General features: G+C 62.3%; 14 protein-coding genes. 13 read left to right on the forward strand and 1 reads right to left on the reverse strand.

Features of this window, described 5'->3' with window-relative positions:
• Positions 1–54: 54 nt before the first annotated feature.
• Positions 55–2,808 (reverse strand): glycoside hydrolase family 3 protein, encoded by a 2,754-nt coding sequence (locus CKW32_RS18340; RefSeq protein ID WP_095185608.1) that lies wholly within the window; start codon positions 2,806–2,808, stop codon positions 55–57.
• A 488-nt stretch (positions 2,809–3,296) separates the two neighbouring features.
• On the opposite strand from CKW32_RS18340, the gene CKW32_RS18345 reads away from it, so the two are divergent.
• The 13 genes from CKW32_RS18345 (at position 3,297) to CKW32_RS18415 (ending at position 17,456) form a co-directional block, all read left to right on the forward strand.
• Complete coding sequence (locus CKW32_RS18345; RefSeq protein ID WP_032887233.1) at positions 3,297–3,521, forward strand: hypothetical protein; 225 nt, start codon at positions 3,297–3,299, stop codon at positions 3,519–3,521.
• Between the two features lie 128 nt (positions 3,522–3,649).
• Entirely contained in the window at positions 3,650–5,344 is a 1,695-nt protein-coding gene (gene gspE / locus CKW32_RS18350) for a type II secretion system ATPase GspE (RefSeq protein WP_032887234.1), read from the forward strand.
• Positions 5,341–6,543 (forward strand): type II secretion system inner membrane protein GspF, encoded by a 1,203-nt coding sequence (gene gspF, locus CKW32_RS18355; protein ID WP_032887236.1) that lies wholly within the window; start codon positions 5,341–5,343, stop codon positions 6,541–6,543. The genes gspE and gspF overlap by 4 nt, the downstream gene beginning before the upstream one ends.
• Positions 6,540–6,980 carry a type II secretion system major pseudopilin GspG gene (gene gspG / locus CKW32_RS18360; RefSeq protein WP_177434282.1) on the forward strand — a complete coding sequence of 147 codons (441 nt, stop codon included), beginning with the start codon at positions 6,540–6,542 and terminating at the stop codon, positions 6,978–6,980. Before gspF ends, gspG begins: the two co-directional genes overlap by 4 nt.
• A 9-nt stretch (positions 6,981–6,989) precedes the next feature.
• Positions 6,990–7,421: a prepilin-type N-terminal cleavage/methylation domain-containing protein gene (locus CKW32_RS18365; protein WP_032887238.1), complete on the forward strand. Its 432-nt coding sequence runs from the start codon at positions 6,990–6,992 to the stop codon at positions 7,419–7,421.
• Complete coding sequence (locus CKW32_RS18370; RefSeq protein ID WP_095185611.1) at positions 7,418–7,780, forward strand: prepilin-type N-terminal cleavage/methylation domain-containing protein; 363 nt, start codon at positions 7,418–7,420, stop codon at positions 7,778–7,780. Before CKW32_RS18365 ends, CKW32_RS18370 begins: the two co-directional genes overlap by 4 nt.
• Positions 7,777–8,406: a prepilin-type N-terminal cleavage/methylation domain-containing protein gene (locus tag CKW32_RS18375; protein ID WP_032887241.1), complete on the forward strand. Its 630-nt coding sequence runs from the start codon at positions 7,777–7,779 to the stop codon at positions 8,404–8,406. Before CKW32_RS18370 ends, CKW32_RS18375 begins: the two co-directional genes overlap by 4 nt.
• Positions 8,403–9,128 (forward strand): hypothetical protein, encoded by a 726-nt coding sequence (locus CKW32_RS18380; protein ID WP_032887242.1) that lies wholly within the window; start codon positions 8,403–8,405, stop codon positions 9,126–9,128. Before CKW32_RS18375 ends, CKW32_RS18380 begins: the two co-directional genes overlap by 4 nt.
• Positions 9,125–10,168, forward strand: a complete 1,044-nt coding sequence (locus CKW32_RS18385) for a PilN domain-containing protein (RefSeq protein ID WP_095185612.1) — start codon at positions 9,125–9,127, stop codon at positions 10,166–10,168. The genes CKW32_RS18380 and CKW32_RS18385 overlap by 4 nt, the downstream gene beginning before the upstream one ends.
• A complete protein-coding gene (gene gspM / locus CKW32_RS18390) occupies positions 10,143–10,754 on the forward strand; it encodes a type II secretion system protein GspM (protein ID WP_095185613.1) in 612 nt (203 codons plus the stop codon). The genes CKW32_RS18385 and gspM overlap by 26 nt, the downstream gene beginning before the upstream one ends.
• Complete coding sequence (locus tag CKW32_RS18395) at positions 10,751–11,275, forward strand: general secretion pathway protein GspN (RefSeq protein WP_032887245.1); 525 nt, start codon at positions 10,751–10,753, stop codon at positions 11,273–11,275. Before gspM ends, CKW32_RS18395 begins: the two co-directional genes overlap by 4 nt.
• Positions 11,272–13,491: a type II secretion system secretin GspD gene (gene gspD / locus CKW32_RS18400; protein WP_095185614.1), complete on the forward strand. Its 2,220-nt coding sequence runs from the start codon at positions 11,272–11,274 to the stop codon at positions 13,489–13,491. The genes CKW32_RS18395 and gspD overlap by 4 nt, the downstream gene beginning before the upstream one ends.
• 1,571 nt (positions 13,492–15,062) lie before the next feature.
• Positions 15,063–17,456 (forward strand): TonB-dependent siderophore receptor, encoded by a 2,394-nt coding sequence (locus tag CKW32_RS18415; RefSeq protein ID WP_032887248.1) that lies wholly within the window; start codon positions 15,063–15,065, stop codon positions 17,454–17,456.
• Position 17,457: the final 1 nt, after the last annotated feature.

Below are 17,457 nucleotides of genomic sequence, written 5' to 3' on the forward strand. Positions count from 1 at the left end.
ACAGTCAAAAATGTGGGAGGGGGCTTGCCCATCCCACATTAGACCGAGTCGGGATCAGTTACCGGCAGCACTGCCCTGGCTGCTGTCATCGCTCATGTCATAGCCATCACCTTCACTGGTGCCGCTGTCGCCTTCATTCTGATGCAGCACACCGCCAGTCTTCACCTGTGGCAGCTCACGCAACGTCGAATTGAGCGCTGAACGCGGCAACGGGTTGCTGGTGGTCGTCGACAGTTCCTGGCGGAACGGGTTGACCAGCTTGGCGTTCAGGCGAATGTCCTGAGACGACGCGCCCACCGACAAGTTGAAGCTGTCGGCGTCCACCACCCATTGCTTGCTCTTGACGTCGTAGTAGGCCAGCGAGCGATCGTTAAGCTCGATGGTCACGCGCTTGCTCTCGCCCGGCTTCAAGAACACTTTCTTGTAGCCCTTGAGTTCCTTGAGCGCCCGCTCGACCTTCGGGTTGTTCTGGCCCACGTACAGCTCGGCGACTTCGGCGCCCGCCACCTTGCCGGTGTTGGCCAGGTCGAACGACACCTTGATCGGCGCCCCTGCAACTGCAACCCCTGGCGTCACGCTGATGTTGCTGTAGCCGAAGGTGGTGTACGACAAGCCATAGCCGAACGGGTAGAGCGGCTTGATGCCTTTTTTCTCGTAACCGCGATAGCCCAGGAACAGGTCGTCCTTGTAGCTCATCTCAGCCAGGGTTTCCTGGTTGTCGAACTTGGGGAAGGTCGCGTAGATCGGGTTGTCTTCGATGTTGCGCTCGATGCTGATTGGCAACTTGGCCGACGGGTTGACCTTGCCCAGCAGGATCTCCGCCAATGCCTGGCCGCCGTTCTGCCCAGGGTAGAACGCATGCAATGCGGCCGGTACCTGGTCGATCCAGTCGCTCATTTTCAACCCAGTGCCGCCGTGCAGGGTGACGACAGTATTGGGGTTGACCTTGGCAATGCTCTGGATCAGTTGGCCCTGGAACTCCGGCAGGTCGAAGCTGTGGTCAAAGCCTTCACCTTCGTATTCATTGCTGTTGCCCGCAGCCACCAGCACGGCGTCGTACTTGGCCAGGTCCTGTGGCGCCACCAGCGAGGCCCAGCTCATCTGCACGCCCACCAAACCGCCCATGGTCGAGAGGTAGCCGTTGCGGCGCGAGTATTCCAGCTTGATGTCGACGGCTTTGCCAGCCTCCAGATTGACCTTGGCGAATACCGGAATGGTCGGTGGGATGCTGTTGTTGGGCAGCGGCTTGCCGTCGCCGTTATCCAGCACTTTCTTACCGTTGACGTAGAGACGCACGGCACCGTCGGCGCGAATCTTGAACACCTGTTCGCCGCTGACGGTCGGGGTGATCTGGCCGCTGTAGCGAATCGAAGTGGCCGCCGTATCGCCGTTCACCGGCAGGCTGTCGGTGGACCAGTCCAGGTCGACATGGCGATCGGTGCGGCTGGCCGCCGGGTCGCCGGACCAGTTGGTGTTGCTGAAGAACTCGGTCTTCACGCCTTTGACACTGTTGCCGTCGCTGTCCGTGTGAGTCCAGTTGGAGGCCGTCGGGTCCAGGGACAGGCCGTCGATAAACTCGACCTTGGCACCCGGCGCCAATTGCTGCAGGCCGCTCAGCTCGCTGATGTAGTTGGCCGCCATCACATTCGCGCTGCCGAAACCGGTGGGCGGGGCGTATTTGGCCAGGTTGCCGACCACCGCGATGGTCTTGACCTTCTTGGCATCCAGAGGCAGCAGGTTGTTCTGGTTTTTCAGCAACACGATGCCTTCGCGCGCCGCGTTCAGGGCCACGCGGTTGCTGGTGGCGCTGTTCATGTTGTGGCTGGTCAACGGCGCTTTGCTGTCGAACTTGTACAGGTAGATCTGCTTGAGGATGCGCCGCACCTTGTCATCGATGGTCGCGCTGCTCAGCTCGCCGCTGTCCAGGAACGGCTTGAGCACCGTGCTGTTCATCTGGTAGCCCATCATGTCCAGGTCGGTGCCGGCCTGCGCCGCCGGCAAGCCGTTGACCACCGCGTTGTAGTCACTCTGCACGAAGCCTGGATAGCCCCATTCGGTCTTCAGGATGTCGCGCATCAGGTGTTTGTTCTGGCAGGCGAACTCGCCGTTCACTTTCTGGAACGCACACATCATCATCGCCACCTTGCTGTTCTTCGAGGCGGACTCGAAGGGCGGCAGGGTCATCTCGCGCAGCACACGCTCGCTGATGATTTCGTCGAGGTGGAAGCGATTGCTTTCCTGGTCGTTGGCCGCGAAATGCTTGGCGTTGGCCCACACGCCACGGGACTGGATACCGTTGATCACTGCCGGCCCCAGGCTGGCGCCGAGGAATGGGTCTTCACCGGACAGATACTCGAACGCACGGCCACTGTAGGGCATGCGGTACAGGTTCACGCCGGGGCCGGTGACGAACTGATAACCGCCACTGGCGGTGTCGTAGCCCAGTGCACGACCCAGGTCGATGGCGCGGCGCGGGTTCCAACTGGCGGCCAGGTTCGGTCCGGAAGGGTAGACCACGCCCTGGGCATTGCCTTCACTGGTGTAGCGCACACCGACGCCGCCGTCGGCACCGTGGATCTGTGGGATGCCGTATTGGGTCAGCGGCTTGACGTCCCAGCCACCGGTGCCGCCGATGTAGGCGAGTTTTTCTTCCATGGTCATCTTCGCCAGGGTTTTGTCCGCGGCCTTTTCTGCACGGTTCACCCGGCCTTCGTCCAAGGCAGGGCTGGTGGCCGCGTGCACCTGGGACACGGCCAGCGCCAGCAGGGCAAACGCCGACTGCGCACCGATCATCTTGCGTTTATTCATGGGGTTTCTCCGACAACTGTTTAGTAAAAATAGGGTGACGCTCGTCACTTTTTCGTGGGCAATAGTTCGCCTTGATCGCAATGTTTAACCGATGGCTAATTGCAATTACTTGGCGGGTTTTGCAGATTCTGTAAGTTTAATAATTGTGTTAATTATTGTTATGGATGATGTCTTGGCGATATCACTAGATGGCATTTTGAACCGCGAAAACGTGATAATTAAGGCAATTCTTGCGGTTATAAGTCAAACGAAAGCTAATTTTTGCGTGAAATAAGAAATATTTCATTACGATTTTGAACTAAGACTAAACCTACCAGTCGATTGGTTTAAGAAAATAGATGGTGGCATGGCGAACTAGTGGCGCTGATCGGTAGTTCTAAAAGGCCATGTTTTATACACGCTGTCATACACAACGCTTTGCTGTAGGGTCTTGAACCGATTCAAGGCGCCACGTGAGCGTTTCGCAGTTTTTTATCTGGAGAATGTTTATGAAAAAGTCCCTGCTGGGTGCCGGTTTTGTGCTGGGCGTTGCATTGAGCGGCGCGGCCATTGCGGCTGAAGCCACCGACGCGGATGCCAAGTCCGGCGCCGCCGATTCCACCGTGTTGACCCAGTCCCACGATGCCAAGGCTGCCAAGAAGCAGAAGGCAGAAACCACCAAGGGTGGCCGACCGTTGAATGGCAGCCAGGCCGCGCCGAAGACCTCGAACTAACGGCGAAACGCGGCCCCCTGCGGGAGGGGAAAGCCCACTCCCACAGGGGTTCCCAGTAGCCCTTTAGAACATCGCCCCTCAGATAGCTACTCATGCCAAGTCCCTCAACGCCCATCAACGCCTGTCAGATGCACATCCCGCACACCGAACAGGTCTGCGCGTGGCTGATGCAGCACGCCGGCTTGAAAACCGTTGACCTGGAGCGCGCCCGACGCCTGTCCCAGGAGTCTGACGACACCGAATTACTCGGCCTGCTCACCCGCCTGGGACTGGTCTCCGAAGTGGAGTTGGCCCGCGCCTGGGCAGACCTGCTTGGCGCACCGCTGTTGCTGGCGGACGCAGCGCCGCCGTTGCTCGACCCGTTGCCGGCCCTGACCGAGCGTTTTATGCGCCATCACCAAGTGGTGCCCGTGGGCTGGAGCCAGGGCGGGTTGCGGGTGCTGGCGGCCAACCCGGCGTTGGTTTATCCGTTCCAGGCCATGGCTTATGCGTGCGGTGTGCCGGTGTGGCTGGCGGTGGGCCCGCGCAATGAAGTCGATACCCTGATCGAGCGCTATTACGGCCAGGGCCGCTCGGCGATGGGTACCCTGATCGAAAACCTCGACGAACAGGGCGGCGCGCTCGAAGACATCGAACACCTCAAGGACATGGCCTCCGAAGCGCCGGTGATTCGCCTGGTTAACTTGATCCTGCAGCGCGCGGTTGAACATCGCGCCTCGGATATCCATATCGAACCCTTCGAAAATCAGCTCAAGGTGCGCTACCGCATCGACGGCGTGCTGCACGAGGCGGAGGCGCCGCCGTCCAGTTCATCGGCGGCGGTGATTTCGCGGGTAAAGATCATGGCGCGCCTGGACATCGCCGAACGCCGCCTGCCCCAGGACGGGCGCATCATGCTGCGCATCCAGGGCAAGGAACTGGACTTGCGTGTGTCCACCGTGCCCACCAGTTTTGGCGAGTCGGTGGTCATGCGTTTGCTCGACCGCCAGACCGTGCAGTTCGATTTCCAGAGCCTGGGCTTCGATGGCCAGCGCCTGGAAACCTTCCTCGAAGTGCTCGAACGCCCCCACGGCATCCTGCTGGTCACCGGTCCGACTGGCTCGGGCAAGACCACCACGCTGTACACCGCGCTGTCGCGGCTCAATACCGCCGAGCGCAAGATCATCACCGTGGAAGACCCGGTGGAGTACCAGCTCGAAGGCATCAACCAGATCCAGGTAAAACCGGCCATCGGCCTCGACTTTGCCGGCGCGCTGCGCTCCATCGTGCGTCAGGACCCGGACGTGATCATGATCGGCGAGATCCGCGACCTGGAAACCTGCCGCATCGCCATCCAGTCCTCGTTGACCGGCCATTTGGTGCTGTCGACCCTGCACACCAACAGCGCGGCGGCGAGTATCACGCGCTTGCTGGACATGGGCGTCGAAAGCTATCTGATCGCCTCGACCGTCAACGGCATCCTCGCCCAACGCCTGGTGCGCCGTCTCGATCCTGCCACTCGAGAAGCCTTCGAAGCACCGGCCGAATTGATCGCCGAACATGGCCTGGACCGTTTTACCGAGCAACGCCCGATCATGCTCTATCGCCCTCGCGCCGACGCGCCCGGCGGCGGCTACCACGGCCGCAGTGCAATCACCGAATTGCTGGTGATGAACGATGAACTGCGCAGCCTGCTGATGCGTCAGGCCGACGCCGCCACCCTGGAACAGGCTGCCCGTCGCGGCGGCCTGCGCACCTTGCATGAAGAAGGCCTGCGCCAAGCCGTAGCCGGGGTGACGTCCCTGGAAGAAGTGCTGCGCGTTACCCGAGGGGAGGGCACGTGAGCCTGTTCAAATACCGCGCCCTCGACAGCCAGGGCACGCCGCAAAATGGCACCCTGGAAGCCAAGGACCAGGATGCCGCCGTCGCCGCGCTGCACAAGCGCGGTTTGTTGTTATTGCACATTGATGTGGCCGGCGCTCAAGGGCTGCGCAACGCCCTTGGGCGCGGCCAGTTGAACGGCGCGGCGTTGGTCAGTTTTACCCAGCAACTGGCCACGCTTTTGGGCGCCGGACAGCCGTTGGAACGCTCCCTGGGCATCCTGCTCAAACAGCCCGGCCAGCCCCAGACCCGCGCGTTGATCGAGCGCATTCGTGAGCGCGTCAAAGCCGGTCAGCCTTTGTCCAAAGCCTTGGAAGAGGAGGGCAGCCAGTTCTCGCCGCTGTACCTGAGCATGGTGCGTGCCGGCGAGGCCGGCGGCGCCCTGGAAAACACCCTGCGCCAGCTCAGCGACTATCTGGAGCGTAGCCAACTGTTGAGGGGCGAGGTGATCAATGCGTTGATCTATCCGGCGTTTCTGGTGGTCGGCGTACTGGGTTCACTGGCGCTGTTGCTGGCCTATGTGGTGCCGCAGTTCGTGCCGATCTTCAAAGACTTGGGCGTGCCGATCCCATTGATCACTGAAGTGATCCTGAATCTCGGCCAATTCCTGGGTGCCTACGGCTTGGCGGTGTTGGCCGGGTTGATCGTGACGATCTGGACCCTGGTCGCTCGCCTGCGGGACCCCCGGCGCCGCGAAAAATACGATCGCCGCGTGTTGGGCATTCGCCTCATCGGCCCACTGTTGCAAAGGGTCGAAGCCGCCCGACTGGCGCGCACCCTGGGCACCTTGCTGAGCAATGGCGTGGCCCTGCTGCAAGCCCTGGTCATCGCCCGGCAGGTCTGCACCAACCGCGCCCTGCAAGCGCAAGTCGCCCAGGCCGCCGAGTCGGTCAAGGGCGGCGGCACCCTGGCGAGTGCCTTTGGCTCGCAGCCGCTGCTGCCGGACCTGGCCTTGCAAATGATTGAAGTCGGCGAACAGGCCGGCGAACTGGACAGCATGCTGCTCAAGGTCGCCGACGTGTTCGACGTTGAAGCCAAACGCGGCATCGACCGCTTGCTCGCTGCGCTGGTGCCGTCCCTGACCGTGGTCATGGCGGTGCTGGTGGCGGTGATCATGCTGGCGATCATGCTGCCGCTGATGAGCCTGACCAGCAATATATGAACCTTCAAGGACCCACCTCCATGCGCTCAAAACCTGCACGCCGCCAAAGCGGTTTCACCCTGTTGGAAATGCTCGCCGTGATCGTACTGCTGGGCATCGTCGCGACCATCGTGGTGCGCCAGGTCGGCGGTAACGTCGACAAGGGCAAATACGGTGCGGGCAAGGCGCAACTGGCCAGCCTTTCGATGAAAATCGAAAGCTACGGGCTGGATGTCGGCTCACCGCCCAAGACCTTGCAGCAACTGGTCGAAAAACCGGGCAACAGCGCCGGTTGGGCCGGGCCGTACGCCAAGCCGTCGGACCTCAAAGACCCGTTTGGCCATGCCTTTGGCTATCGCTTTCCTGGCGAGCACGGTGCGTTTGACCTGATCTTCTACGGCCAGGACGGCCAACCCGGCGGCGAAGGCTACAGCGCCGACCTGGGCAACTGGGAATAACCCACGACCATGCCCAACGCCCAACGCGGCTTTACCCTGCTGGAGATGCTGGTGGTGATCGTCTTGATCAGCATCGCGGCCGGGTTGGTCGGTTTTGGCCTACAACAAGGCCTGCGTGCGGCGAAAGAGCGCCAGGCGGTCGGGCAGATCGTCGAGGCGCTGCGCAGCACGCGGGCCCGGGCGATTGTCGGTGGCACCACTGAAAGCACCGTCTTCGATTTGCGCGACTTGAGTTTCCAGGCGCCCGGTCGCCCGAAAAAACACTGGCCCGCCGAGCTACAGGTAACGCTGCACACCGCCGAGCAAGCGGGCTCGGCGGTGGATTTCTATCCTGATGGCAGCTCCACCGGCGGCAACGTGCTGCTGGTCAACGGCAGCCGACGTTGGCGCATCGACATTGGCTGGCTGACCGGCAGCGTCCAGTCCAAGGCCCTGCCATGAAGGACCAGCGCGGTTTTACCCTGTTGGAAATGCTCGCCGCGCTGACGCTGATGGCGATCTGTAGCACGGTGCTGCTGGTCGCCTTCGGCCAGAGCGCGCGCTCGTTGTTGCAGGTAGCCCATAGCGACCGCCTTACCCATGCCGCCTTGAGCGTAATGGATCAGGAGGGTACCGGGCCTCTGTCGAGCGGCACGCGCCAGGGCGAAATGGACGGCATCGCCTGGCAACTGCGCATCGCCCAACAGCCCAGCCGCATCGGCCAGGCGCACTTGTTTCGCCTGGACCTGAGTGTCAGCGAAGGCCCGCGCCAGGCCAGCTTCAGCACCTTGAAACTGCGCGCCGCCGGGGCTGGATTGTGAAGCGGCGCCAGCAGGGCTTTACCCTGCTCGAAATCATGATCGTGCTCAGCCTGCTGGGGGTGCTGCTGACCCTGGTCGGCGGCGCGTTGCTCGGTGCCAATCGCGCGGTACTCAAGGCCCAGCGCTACACGGTCAGCCTGGATGAAATGCGTGCTGCCCAGCAATTTTTGCGCACCGCCATCAGCGAGGCGTTACCGCTGGATGTGACCGAGGACGACAGCCAGGTCGATGGTTTTTTCGCGGGCGGACCGCAGCGCATGCAGTTTGTGGCGACCTTGCCCGGTGTGCTCGGTGGCGGCATTCAGCGTTTCACCCTGCAACTGACTGGCCCTGAGGCGCAGCGTGATTTGCAGGTGGCGTTTGCGCGGTTTGAGTCTCTGGCGCAGGTCAGCGTGCCGGCGTCACGCAGCGAGCCACAGGTGTTGCTCAAAGGCGTCGAAGACCTGCAATTCAGCTATCGCGGCTTGTCGCCCAAGGGCCAGGCCACCGGCTGGATCAGTGAGTGGCCGTGGACCAAACGCCTGCCCTACGCGGTGCGGATTGCCGCCCGCGTCGACGGCCCGGTGCCGTGGGTGACCCAGGTGGTTGCTTTGCGCCTGAACCTGTCCGGCGGGGCGCCCGAATGATCAAGCACCAACGGGGTGTGGCCCTGCTGCTGGTGCTCTGGGTGCTGGCCTTGCTCAGTTTGTTGCTGGGCGGGCTGGCCGGTTGGGTACAGCTGGAAACGCGCCAGGCCGCGTGGCATCGCCAGCACACCCAGGCCGTGCTGGCGGCGGAGGCGGGCGTGGCGCTGGCGATGCAAGCCGTGGCCGACCCGTTGCAGCGCAAACAGTGGATTGCCGACGGGCGTGAAATCCCGCTGGTGTTCGACGACGCCCAACTGCACGTGAGCCTGCGCAGCGAGCGCGGCAAGTTGTACCTCAACAGCGCCGAAGTGGGGGATTTTGCCCGCTTGGCCCTGGCCTGCGGCGCCACACAGGCCCAGGCCAAGCAGTTGGCCAGGGACTTGGAAGTGCGCCGCAACCAGGGCCTTGCACCGTTTCGGGTGGTGGAAGAAGTGCGACAACTGCCGGGCATGACCCAGGCCTTGTACAGCGCGCTGGTGCCGGAAATCAGCCTGTGGAGCGGCCTGGATCGGCCCGATCCGGCGTTCGCGAGCCCGTTGATGCGCCGTGCCTTGAACCTGCCGCACCAAAGTGCGGTGGGTGCCGACCCCGGTGATGTGCTGGTGGTCAGCAGCCGCGCCCAACGCCCCGGCGGTTACCACGCCGAGCTGCAAGCCACGGTGTTATTGAGCCCCGCGCAAGGCAGCGCACAACCTTATCGAGTACTACGTTGGCAAGAATGAATGAACACTTAACCGCGCGGCTGCACCTGCTGACGCAGCCGCTCGCCCGGCGCTGGCACGGCAGCCTGCTGCAACAAGGCTGGCGCCTGTGGCTCAAGGAGCTGCGTGGCTGCCTGCCGGGGTGGTTGTTGCCCCATGACATTCCCGAGCACGTCTACCCGTGGCCGATCACTGTGCCTGTGGTAAAGCTCACCGGCGAGGCGCGCCAGGTGTTGTTGCTGGCACCGGACGCCGTGTTGGTGCAGAGCCTGCAATTGCCTGTGGCCGCCGCACGCAACCTGTCCACGGTCGTCGGTTACGAACTGGACCGCTTCACTCCGTTCGACGCCGCCCAGCTGTACTTTGTCGCGCGTCAGGAACGCCGCACGGCCGCCCATCTACAGGTGACGCTGGTGGCGATCCTGCGCGAGCGTCTGGACCAGATCCTCGATGACTGCGCGGCACTCGGCTTGCAACCCCACGCCGTGGACGTATACGACCGTGCGGGCGTGCCCATGGGCATCGACCTGCTGCCGGCGCCGTTGCGTCCGCGCCAGCGCCCGGCGGGCAAGGGCTTGCAGCGCAGTCTGCCGTGGCTGTGCGGCGCCTTGCTGATTGCCGCCATGGTGCTGTGGCTCAACGACCGCCAGCGCGTGCTCGACGCCATGCAACAGAGCGTGCGTGCGCAAAAGGCCCAGGTCGCCGAGGTCCAGGCCCTGCGCCAGCAACTGCTCAACACCCGGGGCGCCGCGCAGTACTTGATCCGCCGCAAGGCCGCGCAGCCGCCCTTGGCCGCATTGCTCAATGAACTGACCGCCTGCCTGCCGCCCGACACCTGGATCGACCAGTTGGAAGTCAACGACGGTGCCGACGTGTCCTTCTCCGGGCAAAGCGCCAAGGCCAGTGCCCTGATCACCCGCATCAAGAACTGCCGTAGCCTGGAAAACGCTCAGTTCGAAGGGGTCATCCAACCCGATGCGCAAACCGGCAAGGATCAGTTTTCCTTGCGCGCCCACCTGCACCAGGAGGCCGCCGATGCGCCGACCACTGACACCCCGTGAACGCCGTGGCGCGGCCTTGATCGTCCTCGCGTTGGTGCTCGGCGGCGCGTATTGGCTGTTGATCGACAGCTGGTTCGCCGGCCCGTTGCGCACCCTGGGCGAACAGGCCGAGCAGCTGCGCGAACAGCAGCAACGCTACGCCGGCGTGCTGCGCCAGGGCGACAGCTTGCGCCAGCAACTGGAAGAAGCGCGCCAGGACCCGGCCAGCAGCACCAGCCTGTTGCCCGGCGATGACCCCAGCGCGGTGGCCGCCGATTTGATGCAGCGCATCGCCGACCTGATCAATAGCCGCGCCGGCCTCGGTGGCGGCTGCAGCCTGACCCAGCGCATGCCCATCACCCCGGAGCAGGACGATGCCGAGCCCTATCGCCAGGTCAAAGTCAGCCTGACCCTCAACTGCGCCATCGAGCCCTTAACCGCGATCCTCCATGAACTGGAGTACCAGCGACCGTTTCTGTTTGTCGATGAAATGAGTATCCGCCGCGCCCCGGACGCACCCGCCAGTGGCGGCGCCGGCAAATTGGTGGTGCACCTGTTGGTGCGTGGCTACCTGCAACCGGCTGCCGCCGCGCAGGTGCGCCGATGATCAGCACCTTGCGTCCCCTGGAGTGGGGCTTGATCGGCGTGGCCGGGCTGTTGGGGCTGCTGATGGCCGGCATCCTCAGCAGCATCGGCGATGCGCCCCAGTGGTTGCCGCCGCCCGCGCCCGACACACGCGCCAATGCCGCAGCCAAGGTGTTAGTGGCCCCGAGCGCAACCCTGGACAGCCTGGCCGGCACCTGGCAGGCACCGTTGTTCAGCCCCGACCGCAGCCCCGACCGCGCGGTGGGCCAAGGCGCTGTCTCCAGCCTGTCGAGCCTCACGCTGACCGGCATCGTCCTCGACGGTGACCTGCGCGTGGCGCTGCTCAAGCGCGCCGACGGCCCGCCGTTGAAAGTCCACCAGGACCAGACCCTGCCCAATGGCTGGCGCCTGGAGCACCTGACCCCCCGCGACGCCCGTTTCGTACTCGACGGCCGCAGCCAAACCCTGAGCCTGCGGGCCCTGCGTTTGCCGCCGCCGTCCAGCACACCGCCGATTACCCTTCCTCGCGAGTCCACCCCTTGATCGATACCTTCCCTGGCGCCTTGCGCACCACCGCATTTTGCCTGGCCACCGCCGTCGCCCTCGGTGGCTGCGGGACATTCCCCGACCACCTCGACCCGGACGAGGCCCTGCTGCACGAAGCAATGCAGGGCACCGGCTCGCAACGTCCGCCCGTGGACCCGGCCAGCGAACAGGCGCCGGTCGACAGCGGCCAGCCCCAGGCAAAAGCGCCGCCCCAGCGCCAACTGATTCGCGGCAACCAACAGTTTGTGCGGCAACCGGTTGCGGCACCGTCTGCGAAGGAGGAGGGCGGCGGCGACATCGTGTTCAACTTTGCCGACCAGCCGATTGAAGCGGTGATCAACAGCGTGATGGGCGATCTGCTGCACGAGAACTACAGCATCGCTCAGGGCGTGAAGGGCAACGTCAGCTTTTCCACCTCCAAACCGGTGAACAAGCAGCAGGCGTTGTCGATTCTGGAAACCCTGCTGTCCTGGACCGACAACGCGATGATCAAGCAGGGCAGTCGTTATGTGATCCTGCCGGCGAATCAGGCAGTGGCGGGAAAACTGGTCCCCGAAATGCGCGTGTCGCAACCGTCCAGTGGCCTGTCGGCGCGGTTGTTTCCGCTGCGCTATATCTCCGCCACCGAAATGCAGAAACTGCTCAAGCCGTTCGCCCGCGAAAATGCCTTCCTGCTGGTGGACCCGGCGCGCAATGTGCTGAGCCTGGCCGGCACCCCCGAAGAACTGGCCAATTACCAGGACACCATCGACACCTTTGACGTGGACTGGCTCAAGGGCATGTCGGTGGGCGTGTTCGGCCTGCAACGCGCCTCGGTGGCCGAACTGATGCCCGAACTGCAAAAGATGTTCGGCCCCGACAGCGGCATGCCCCTGGCGGGCATGGTGCGCTTTCTGCCTATCGAGCGGACCAACTCGGTGGTGGCGATTTCGTCGCAGCCGCAGTACCTCAGTGAAGTCGGCGACTGGATCCACACCATCGACGAAGGCGGCGGCAACGAGCCGCAGATGTATGTGTATGACGTGCGCAACATGAAGGCCACCGACCTGGCCAAGTACCTGCGGCAGATCTACGGCACAGGCGCGATCAAGGACGACACCCCGGCCAAAGTCGCCCCCGGTTTGCGCACGGCAACATTGTCGTCGCCGGGCACCAACAGCACGTCCGGCAGCACGCCGGGTGGCCTGAGCAACAACCTCAATGGCAACCAACCCGCCGCAGAGGATGAGGAGCAGGAGCCCGAAGTCGAGCAGGACACCGCCGAGCAGGGCGCGACCGAAGACGCCCCGGCCAAAAGCCTCGACGCAGGCACCCGGATCACCGCGCAAAAAAGCAGTAACCAACTGCTGGTCCGCACCCGGCCGGTGCAGTGGAAAGAGATCGAATCGGCGATCAAACGTCTCGACAATCCACCGCTGCAAGTGCAGATCGAGACGCGCATTCTCGAAGTCAAACTCACCGGTGAACTGGACCTTGGCGTGCAGTGGTACCTGGGGCGCCTGGCGGGCAATTCCACCAGCACCACTGTGGCCAATGCCTCCGGCAGCCAAGGCGCGTTGGGGGGGGGCGGTGCTGGGCTAGGCGCGGATTCGTTGTTCTACTCCTTCGTCAGCACCAGCCTGCAAGTGGCGCTGCATGCATTGGAAACCAACGGTCGCACCCAGGTGCTGTCGGCGCCGTCGCTGGTGGTGATGAATAACCAGCCAGCGCAGATTCAGGTGGGGGACAACATTCCCATCAGCCAGACCACGGTTAACACGGGTACCTCGGATACCACCTTGAGCAGTGTTGAATATGTGCAGACCGGGGTGATCCTCGACGTGGTGCCGCGGATCAATCCGGGTGGATTGGTGTACATGGATATTCAGCAGCAGGTCAGTGATGCGCAGGATCAGGCGTCGACTAACAGCGACACGCCGACTAATCCGCGTATTTCCACGCGGTCGGTGTCCACCCAAGTGGCGGTGCAGAGTGGGCAGACGGTGTTGCTGGGCGGGTTGATCAAGCAGGACAACGCCGAGTCGGTGAGTGCGGTGCCTTACCTTGGAAAGATCCCGGGGTTGCGGTGGTTGTTTGGGAATACGAGCAAGTCCAAGGATCGGACGGAGTTGATTGTGTTGATTACGCCTAGGGTGATTACCAGCAGTAGTCAGGCGCGGCAAGTGACGGATGATTATCGGCAGCAGATGCAGTTGTTGCGTCCGGCTCGGTAGGTCTGGGTATGTGGTTGATGTGGGGCTTGCTTCGGATCTGCGGTTTGTCGGTGTACATATCCGTTATTCAGGTAATGGCGGCTTATGGTTCCGCTCTTACAGCGGGTCACTTTTGTAAAGGCCGGAATTCCGGCCAGCGTGGTTGACGGGGCGACTCCAGATCAAAAGCAAGGCCGCGGCGGCCTTAGAGCCGACCGCATTCCAAATGTGGGAGGGGCGGTGCGACGATTCGACTTGCTCCCGATTGCAGTGGTTCAGTTACAGCTCTGTTGGCTGACACACCGCCATCGGGAGCAAGCCCCCTCCCACAGTTTGATCTCCGTAGACTAGACAGATACCTAGGCTCGGTGTGCCCGTAATCCGACATTGATTTGGGGGGCCGCCACCACGCGCCATCCATGGCGCAGGGCGGCTAAACCGGCATCCCTGCCGGTTTAGCCCCCAAATCAACATCGAATTCCGGCCAGCGTGGTTGACGGGGCGATTCCAGATCAAAAGCAAGGCCGCGGCGGCCTTAGAGCTGACCGGGTTCTTAAGCCGAACGCATTCCAAATGTGGGAGGGGGCTTGCTCCCGATTGCAGTGGTTCAGTTACAGCTATGTTGGCTGACATACCGCCATCGGGAGCAAGCCCCCTCCCACAGTTTGATCTCCGTAGATCAGACAGATACCTAGGCTCGGTGTGCCCGTAATCCGACATTGATTTGGGGGGCCGCCGCCACGCGCCATCCATGGCGCAGGGCGGCTAAACCGGCATCCCTGCCGGTTTAGCCCCCAAATCAACATCGAATTCCGGCCATCGTGGTTGACGGGGCGATTCCAGATCAAAAGCGAGAGCGCGGCGGCCTTAGAGCCGACCGCATTCCAAATGTGGGAGGGGGCTTGCTCCCGATTGCAGTGGTTCAGTTACAGCTATGTTGGCTGACATACCGCCATCGGGAGCAAGCCCCCTCCCACAGTTTGATCTCCATAGATCAGACAGATAGGTCCTAGCCTACTGTTCTGCTTTTGATCTGCTTTTGATCTTTATCTTAGGCGCCCCGTCAAACACGCTGGCCGGACACCGAGCCTAGGCGAGGTGCCGAGTGTTGGGGCAAGAGTCCTTGGTTACTTTGGGATGGGCTGGTATTCCGGCTCTTTTCCAAAGTGACCCGCCGTAAGGGCGAAACCAATACCCGCCGTTACTCCAACAACGGATATTCCCCCAATCCACCTAACCCCTCGCACCCAAAAACATCATTATTATGAATAAAGTAATTAATAAATAATGAAATTAGAGAATATTAGCTTATATCAAAACAGCATTATATTTTCAAAACCCATTCCGTTATGTTTGATCGCAACAGCCTACCCCTGACCTCGGATGGTACCCAGCGTAATCAAGATTCTGCGCGCCATAACCGGGTGATCATCCCCCGCAGCAGAATCGTTGGAAGTGAGTTCAACGTATGTTGCCAATTCAATCCCCGCAGTCGCCCTAACCCCAAATCGCCGCAATAGCTCCAAAAAACCGAGCACCGCGCATCGCCGCGTGACTGCCCGACTTCGCGATTTGGAAATACAGGCACGCCTATGAAGCAAACGTCAAAACCCACCGCCATCCTGGCACTGGCAATTCTGGCCAACACCGCCCATGCCCAGGACGACAGCACTCTGTCCACCGTGGTGGTCACCGGTAACCGTGGTGCTGAGCAGCGCACGGTCACCAGCAGTCCGGTGCCGATCGATGTGGTCAGCGCCAAGCAACTGCAAAGCACCGGCAAACCGGGTTTGATGGAGGCGTTGAGTGCGGTGATCCCATCGCTGACCCTGCCGGAAAAAACCGGTTGGGACGCCAGCGGCATTGCCCGCGCGCCGAACCTGCGGGGCATGAGCGCCGCCGAAGTGCTGGTGCTGGTCAATGGCAAGCGCCGCCACACCGCCGCGACGCTGAACATCAACGGCATCAACACCGGCGCCGCCCCGGCAGACCTGGACTTGATCCCCATCAGCGCCATTGACCATGTGGAAGTGTTGCGTGACGGCGCCGCAGCCCAGTACGGCTCCGATGCCATCGCCGGGGTCATCAACGTGATCCTCAAGGCCGACACCAGCGGCACTTCGGTGACCAATGCCGGCCTTGGCTATGACGGCAAAAAACAGACCGTGCAACAAAGCCTCAACAAAGGCTTTGAGATCGGCAACGGCGGCATCGTGCAACTGGCACTGGATGCCCGCAGCCAGAACGATGACAACAAGGCCAGCGCCAACGGCTACACCTACGCCCAGGCCTATGAGCAAGCCGGCCGTTCCACTTATGGCGGCTACGGCACGCCGAAGACCAACTTGCTGACCCTGGGCTACAACGCCGAGTTGCCTATCGACGACGATTTCAGCCTGTATTCCTTCACCACCTATTCACGGCGCAAGGCCGAGCAGGGGCAGAATTTCCGCCTGCCGACCATCACCAACACCATCACCACCGGACCTAACGGTTACCCCGGCGGCTACACGCCGACCTGGTACATCGATGAGGACGATTTCCAGGCTGCATTCGGCGGCAAGGGCACCGTCGGCGAGTGGGACTGGGATTTGTCCACCACCTACGGGCGCAACGAAGCGGAGCAGGGCACCACCCATAACCAGAACCCGTCTTTGGGCGAGGCCACGCCGAACAGCTTCACCTCCGGCACTTGGATCAGCACCGAGCTGACCACCAACCTCGACTTCAAGCGCGGCTTCGATATCGGCCTGCAAAAGCCGCTCGACCTGAGTTACGGCTTCGAGCATCGGCGCGATACCTATGAGGTGCAGGCCGGTGATTACGAGTCTTATGCCAACGGCGGTTACTGCGTAGCCCCAGGCAATTGCGCATCAAGCGGGGCGCAGGTCACCAACGGCATTTCGCCGGATGAAGAAAGCAGCGCCTCGCGCAACAGCCTGGCCAGTTACGTCGATGTGGGCTTCAACCCGGTGCCGGACTGGTACGTGGGCACCGCGTTTCGCTACGAGCATTACAACCAGGGCGTGGGCGCCACCCGCAGCGGCAAGTTGACCACTCGCTACGATTTCACTCCACAGTTCGCCGTGCGCGCCACGGTGAGCAATGGCTTCCGCGCGCCGTCCCTGGCCAACAGCCTGTTCAGTGCGCGTTCCACCACCTATGGCGTGGTGGACGGGGTGTATCAGTCGATCAACTACGGGGTGCTGCCCACCGGTTCGGCGGCTGCCCAAGCCCTGGGCGCCCAGGATTTGAAACCCGAGCGCTCGACCAACTTCAGTCTCGGCTTCACCCTCACGCCCACCGACCGCCTTAGCTTCACCGCCGACGCCTACGTGATCAACCTGCGCGACCGCATCACCTTGACCGGCACCTTGCTGGGCCCGGAAATCACCCAGGTGCTGCAAGGCAACGGCATCACTTCCACCTCCGGCGGCCAGTACTTTATCAACGGGGCCGACACCCGCACCAAAGGCCTCGACCTGGTCGGCAACTACAGCCAGGACCTGGGCCAGTACGGCGCGCTGAAGTGGACCGCAGCGTTCAACTGGAACCAGACCAAAATCCTCAACTACAAGGAATCCACCACGATCCTCGGCACGTCCTACGACCTGATGGACCGCCAGGCACGCAACCTGATCACCGGCGTACAGCCCAGCACCAAGCTGATCCTGGGCGGTGACTGGAGCATCGATCGCTTCAACCTCAACCTGGCCCTGACCCGCTACGGCTCCTACAAGGAGGTCAATGTGTCCGCCGACCGCAGCCTCGACCGGGTCTACGCGGCCAAATGGATCACCGATCTCGACCTTGGCTACAACCTCACCAAAGACCTCAACGTGGCCATCGGCGCCAAAAACCTGTTCGACGTCTACCCCAAGAAACAAGGCGTGCCCAGCAGCACCATGGTCAGCAGCTACGGCACCTATTCGCCCTACGGATTCACCGGCGGGTACTACTACACCCGCTTGACCTATGCCTTCTAAG

Source organism: Pseudomonas sp. Irchel 3H9, assembly GCF_900187495.1.
Lineage (GTDB): Bacteria > Pseudomonadota > Gammaproteobacteria > Pseudomonadales > Pseudomonadaceae > Aquipseudomonas > Aquipseudomonas sivasensis.

Bases quoted from the DNA above. Each gene is read 5' to 3' on its own strand.
- CKW32_RS18345 (WP_032887233.1), top strand. From the start codon at position 3,297: ATGAAAAAGTCCCTGCTGGGTGCCGGTTTTGTGCTGGGCGTTGCATTG.
- CKW32_RS18365 (WP_032887238.1), top strand. From the start codon at position 6,990: ATGCCCAACGCCCAACGCGGCTTTACCCTGCTGGAGATGCTGGTGGTG.
- CKW32_RS18415 (WP_032887248.1), top strand. From the start codon at position 15,063: ATGAAGCAAACGTCAAAACCCACCGCCATCCTGGCACTGGCAATTCTG.
- CKW32_RS18380 (WP_032887242.1), top strand. From the start codon at position 8,403: ATGATCAAGCACCAACGGGGTGTGGCCCTGCTGCTGGTGCTCTGGGTG.
- gspG (WP_177434282.1), top strand. From the start codon at position 6,540: ATGAACCTTCAAGGACCCACCTCCATGCGCTCAAAACCTGCACGCCGC.
- CKW32_RS18340 (WP_095185608.1), bottom strand. From the start codon at position 2,808: ATGAATAAACGCAAGATGATCGGTGCGCAGTCGGCGTTTGCCCTGCTG.
- CKW32_RS18385 (WP_095185612.1), top strand. From the start codon at position 9,125: ATGAATGAACACTTAACCGCGCGGCTGCACCTGCTGACGCAGCCGCTC.
- CKW32_RS18395 (WP_032887245.1), top strand. From the start codon at position 10,751: ATGATCAGCACCTTGCGTCCCCTGGAGTGGGGCTTGATCGGCGTGGCC.
- gspM (WP_095185613.1), top strand. From the start codon at position 10,143: ATGCGCCGACCACTGACACCCCGTGAACGCCGTGGCGCGGCCTTGATC.
- CKW32_RS18370 (WP_095185611.1), top strand. From the start codon at position 7,418: ATGAAGGACCAGCGCGGTTTTACCCTGTTGGAAATGCTCGCCGCGCTG.
- gspE (WP_032887234.1), top strand. From the start codon at position 3,650: ATGCACATCCCGCACACCGAACAGGTCTGCGCGTGGCTGATGCAGCAC.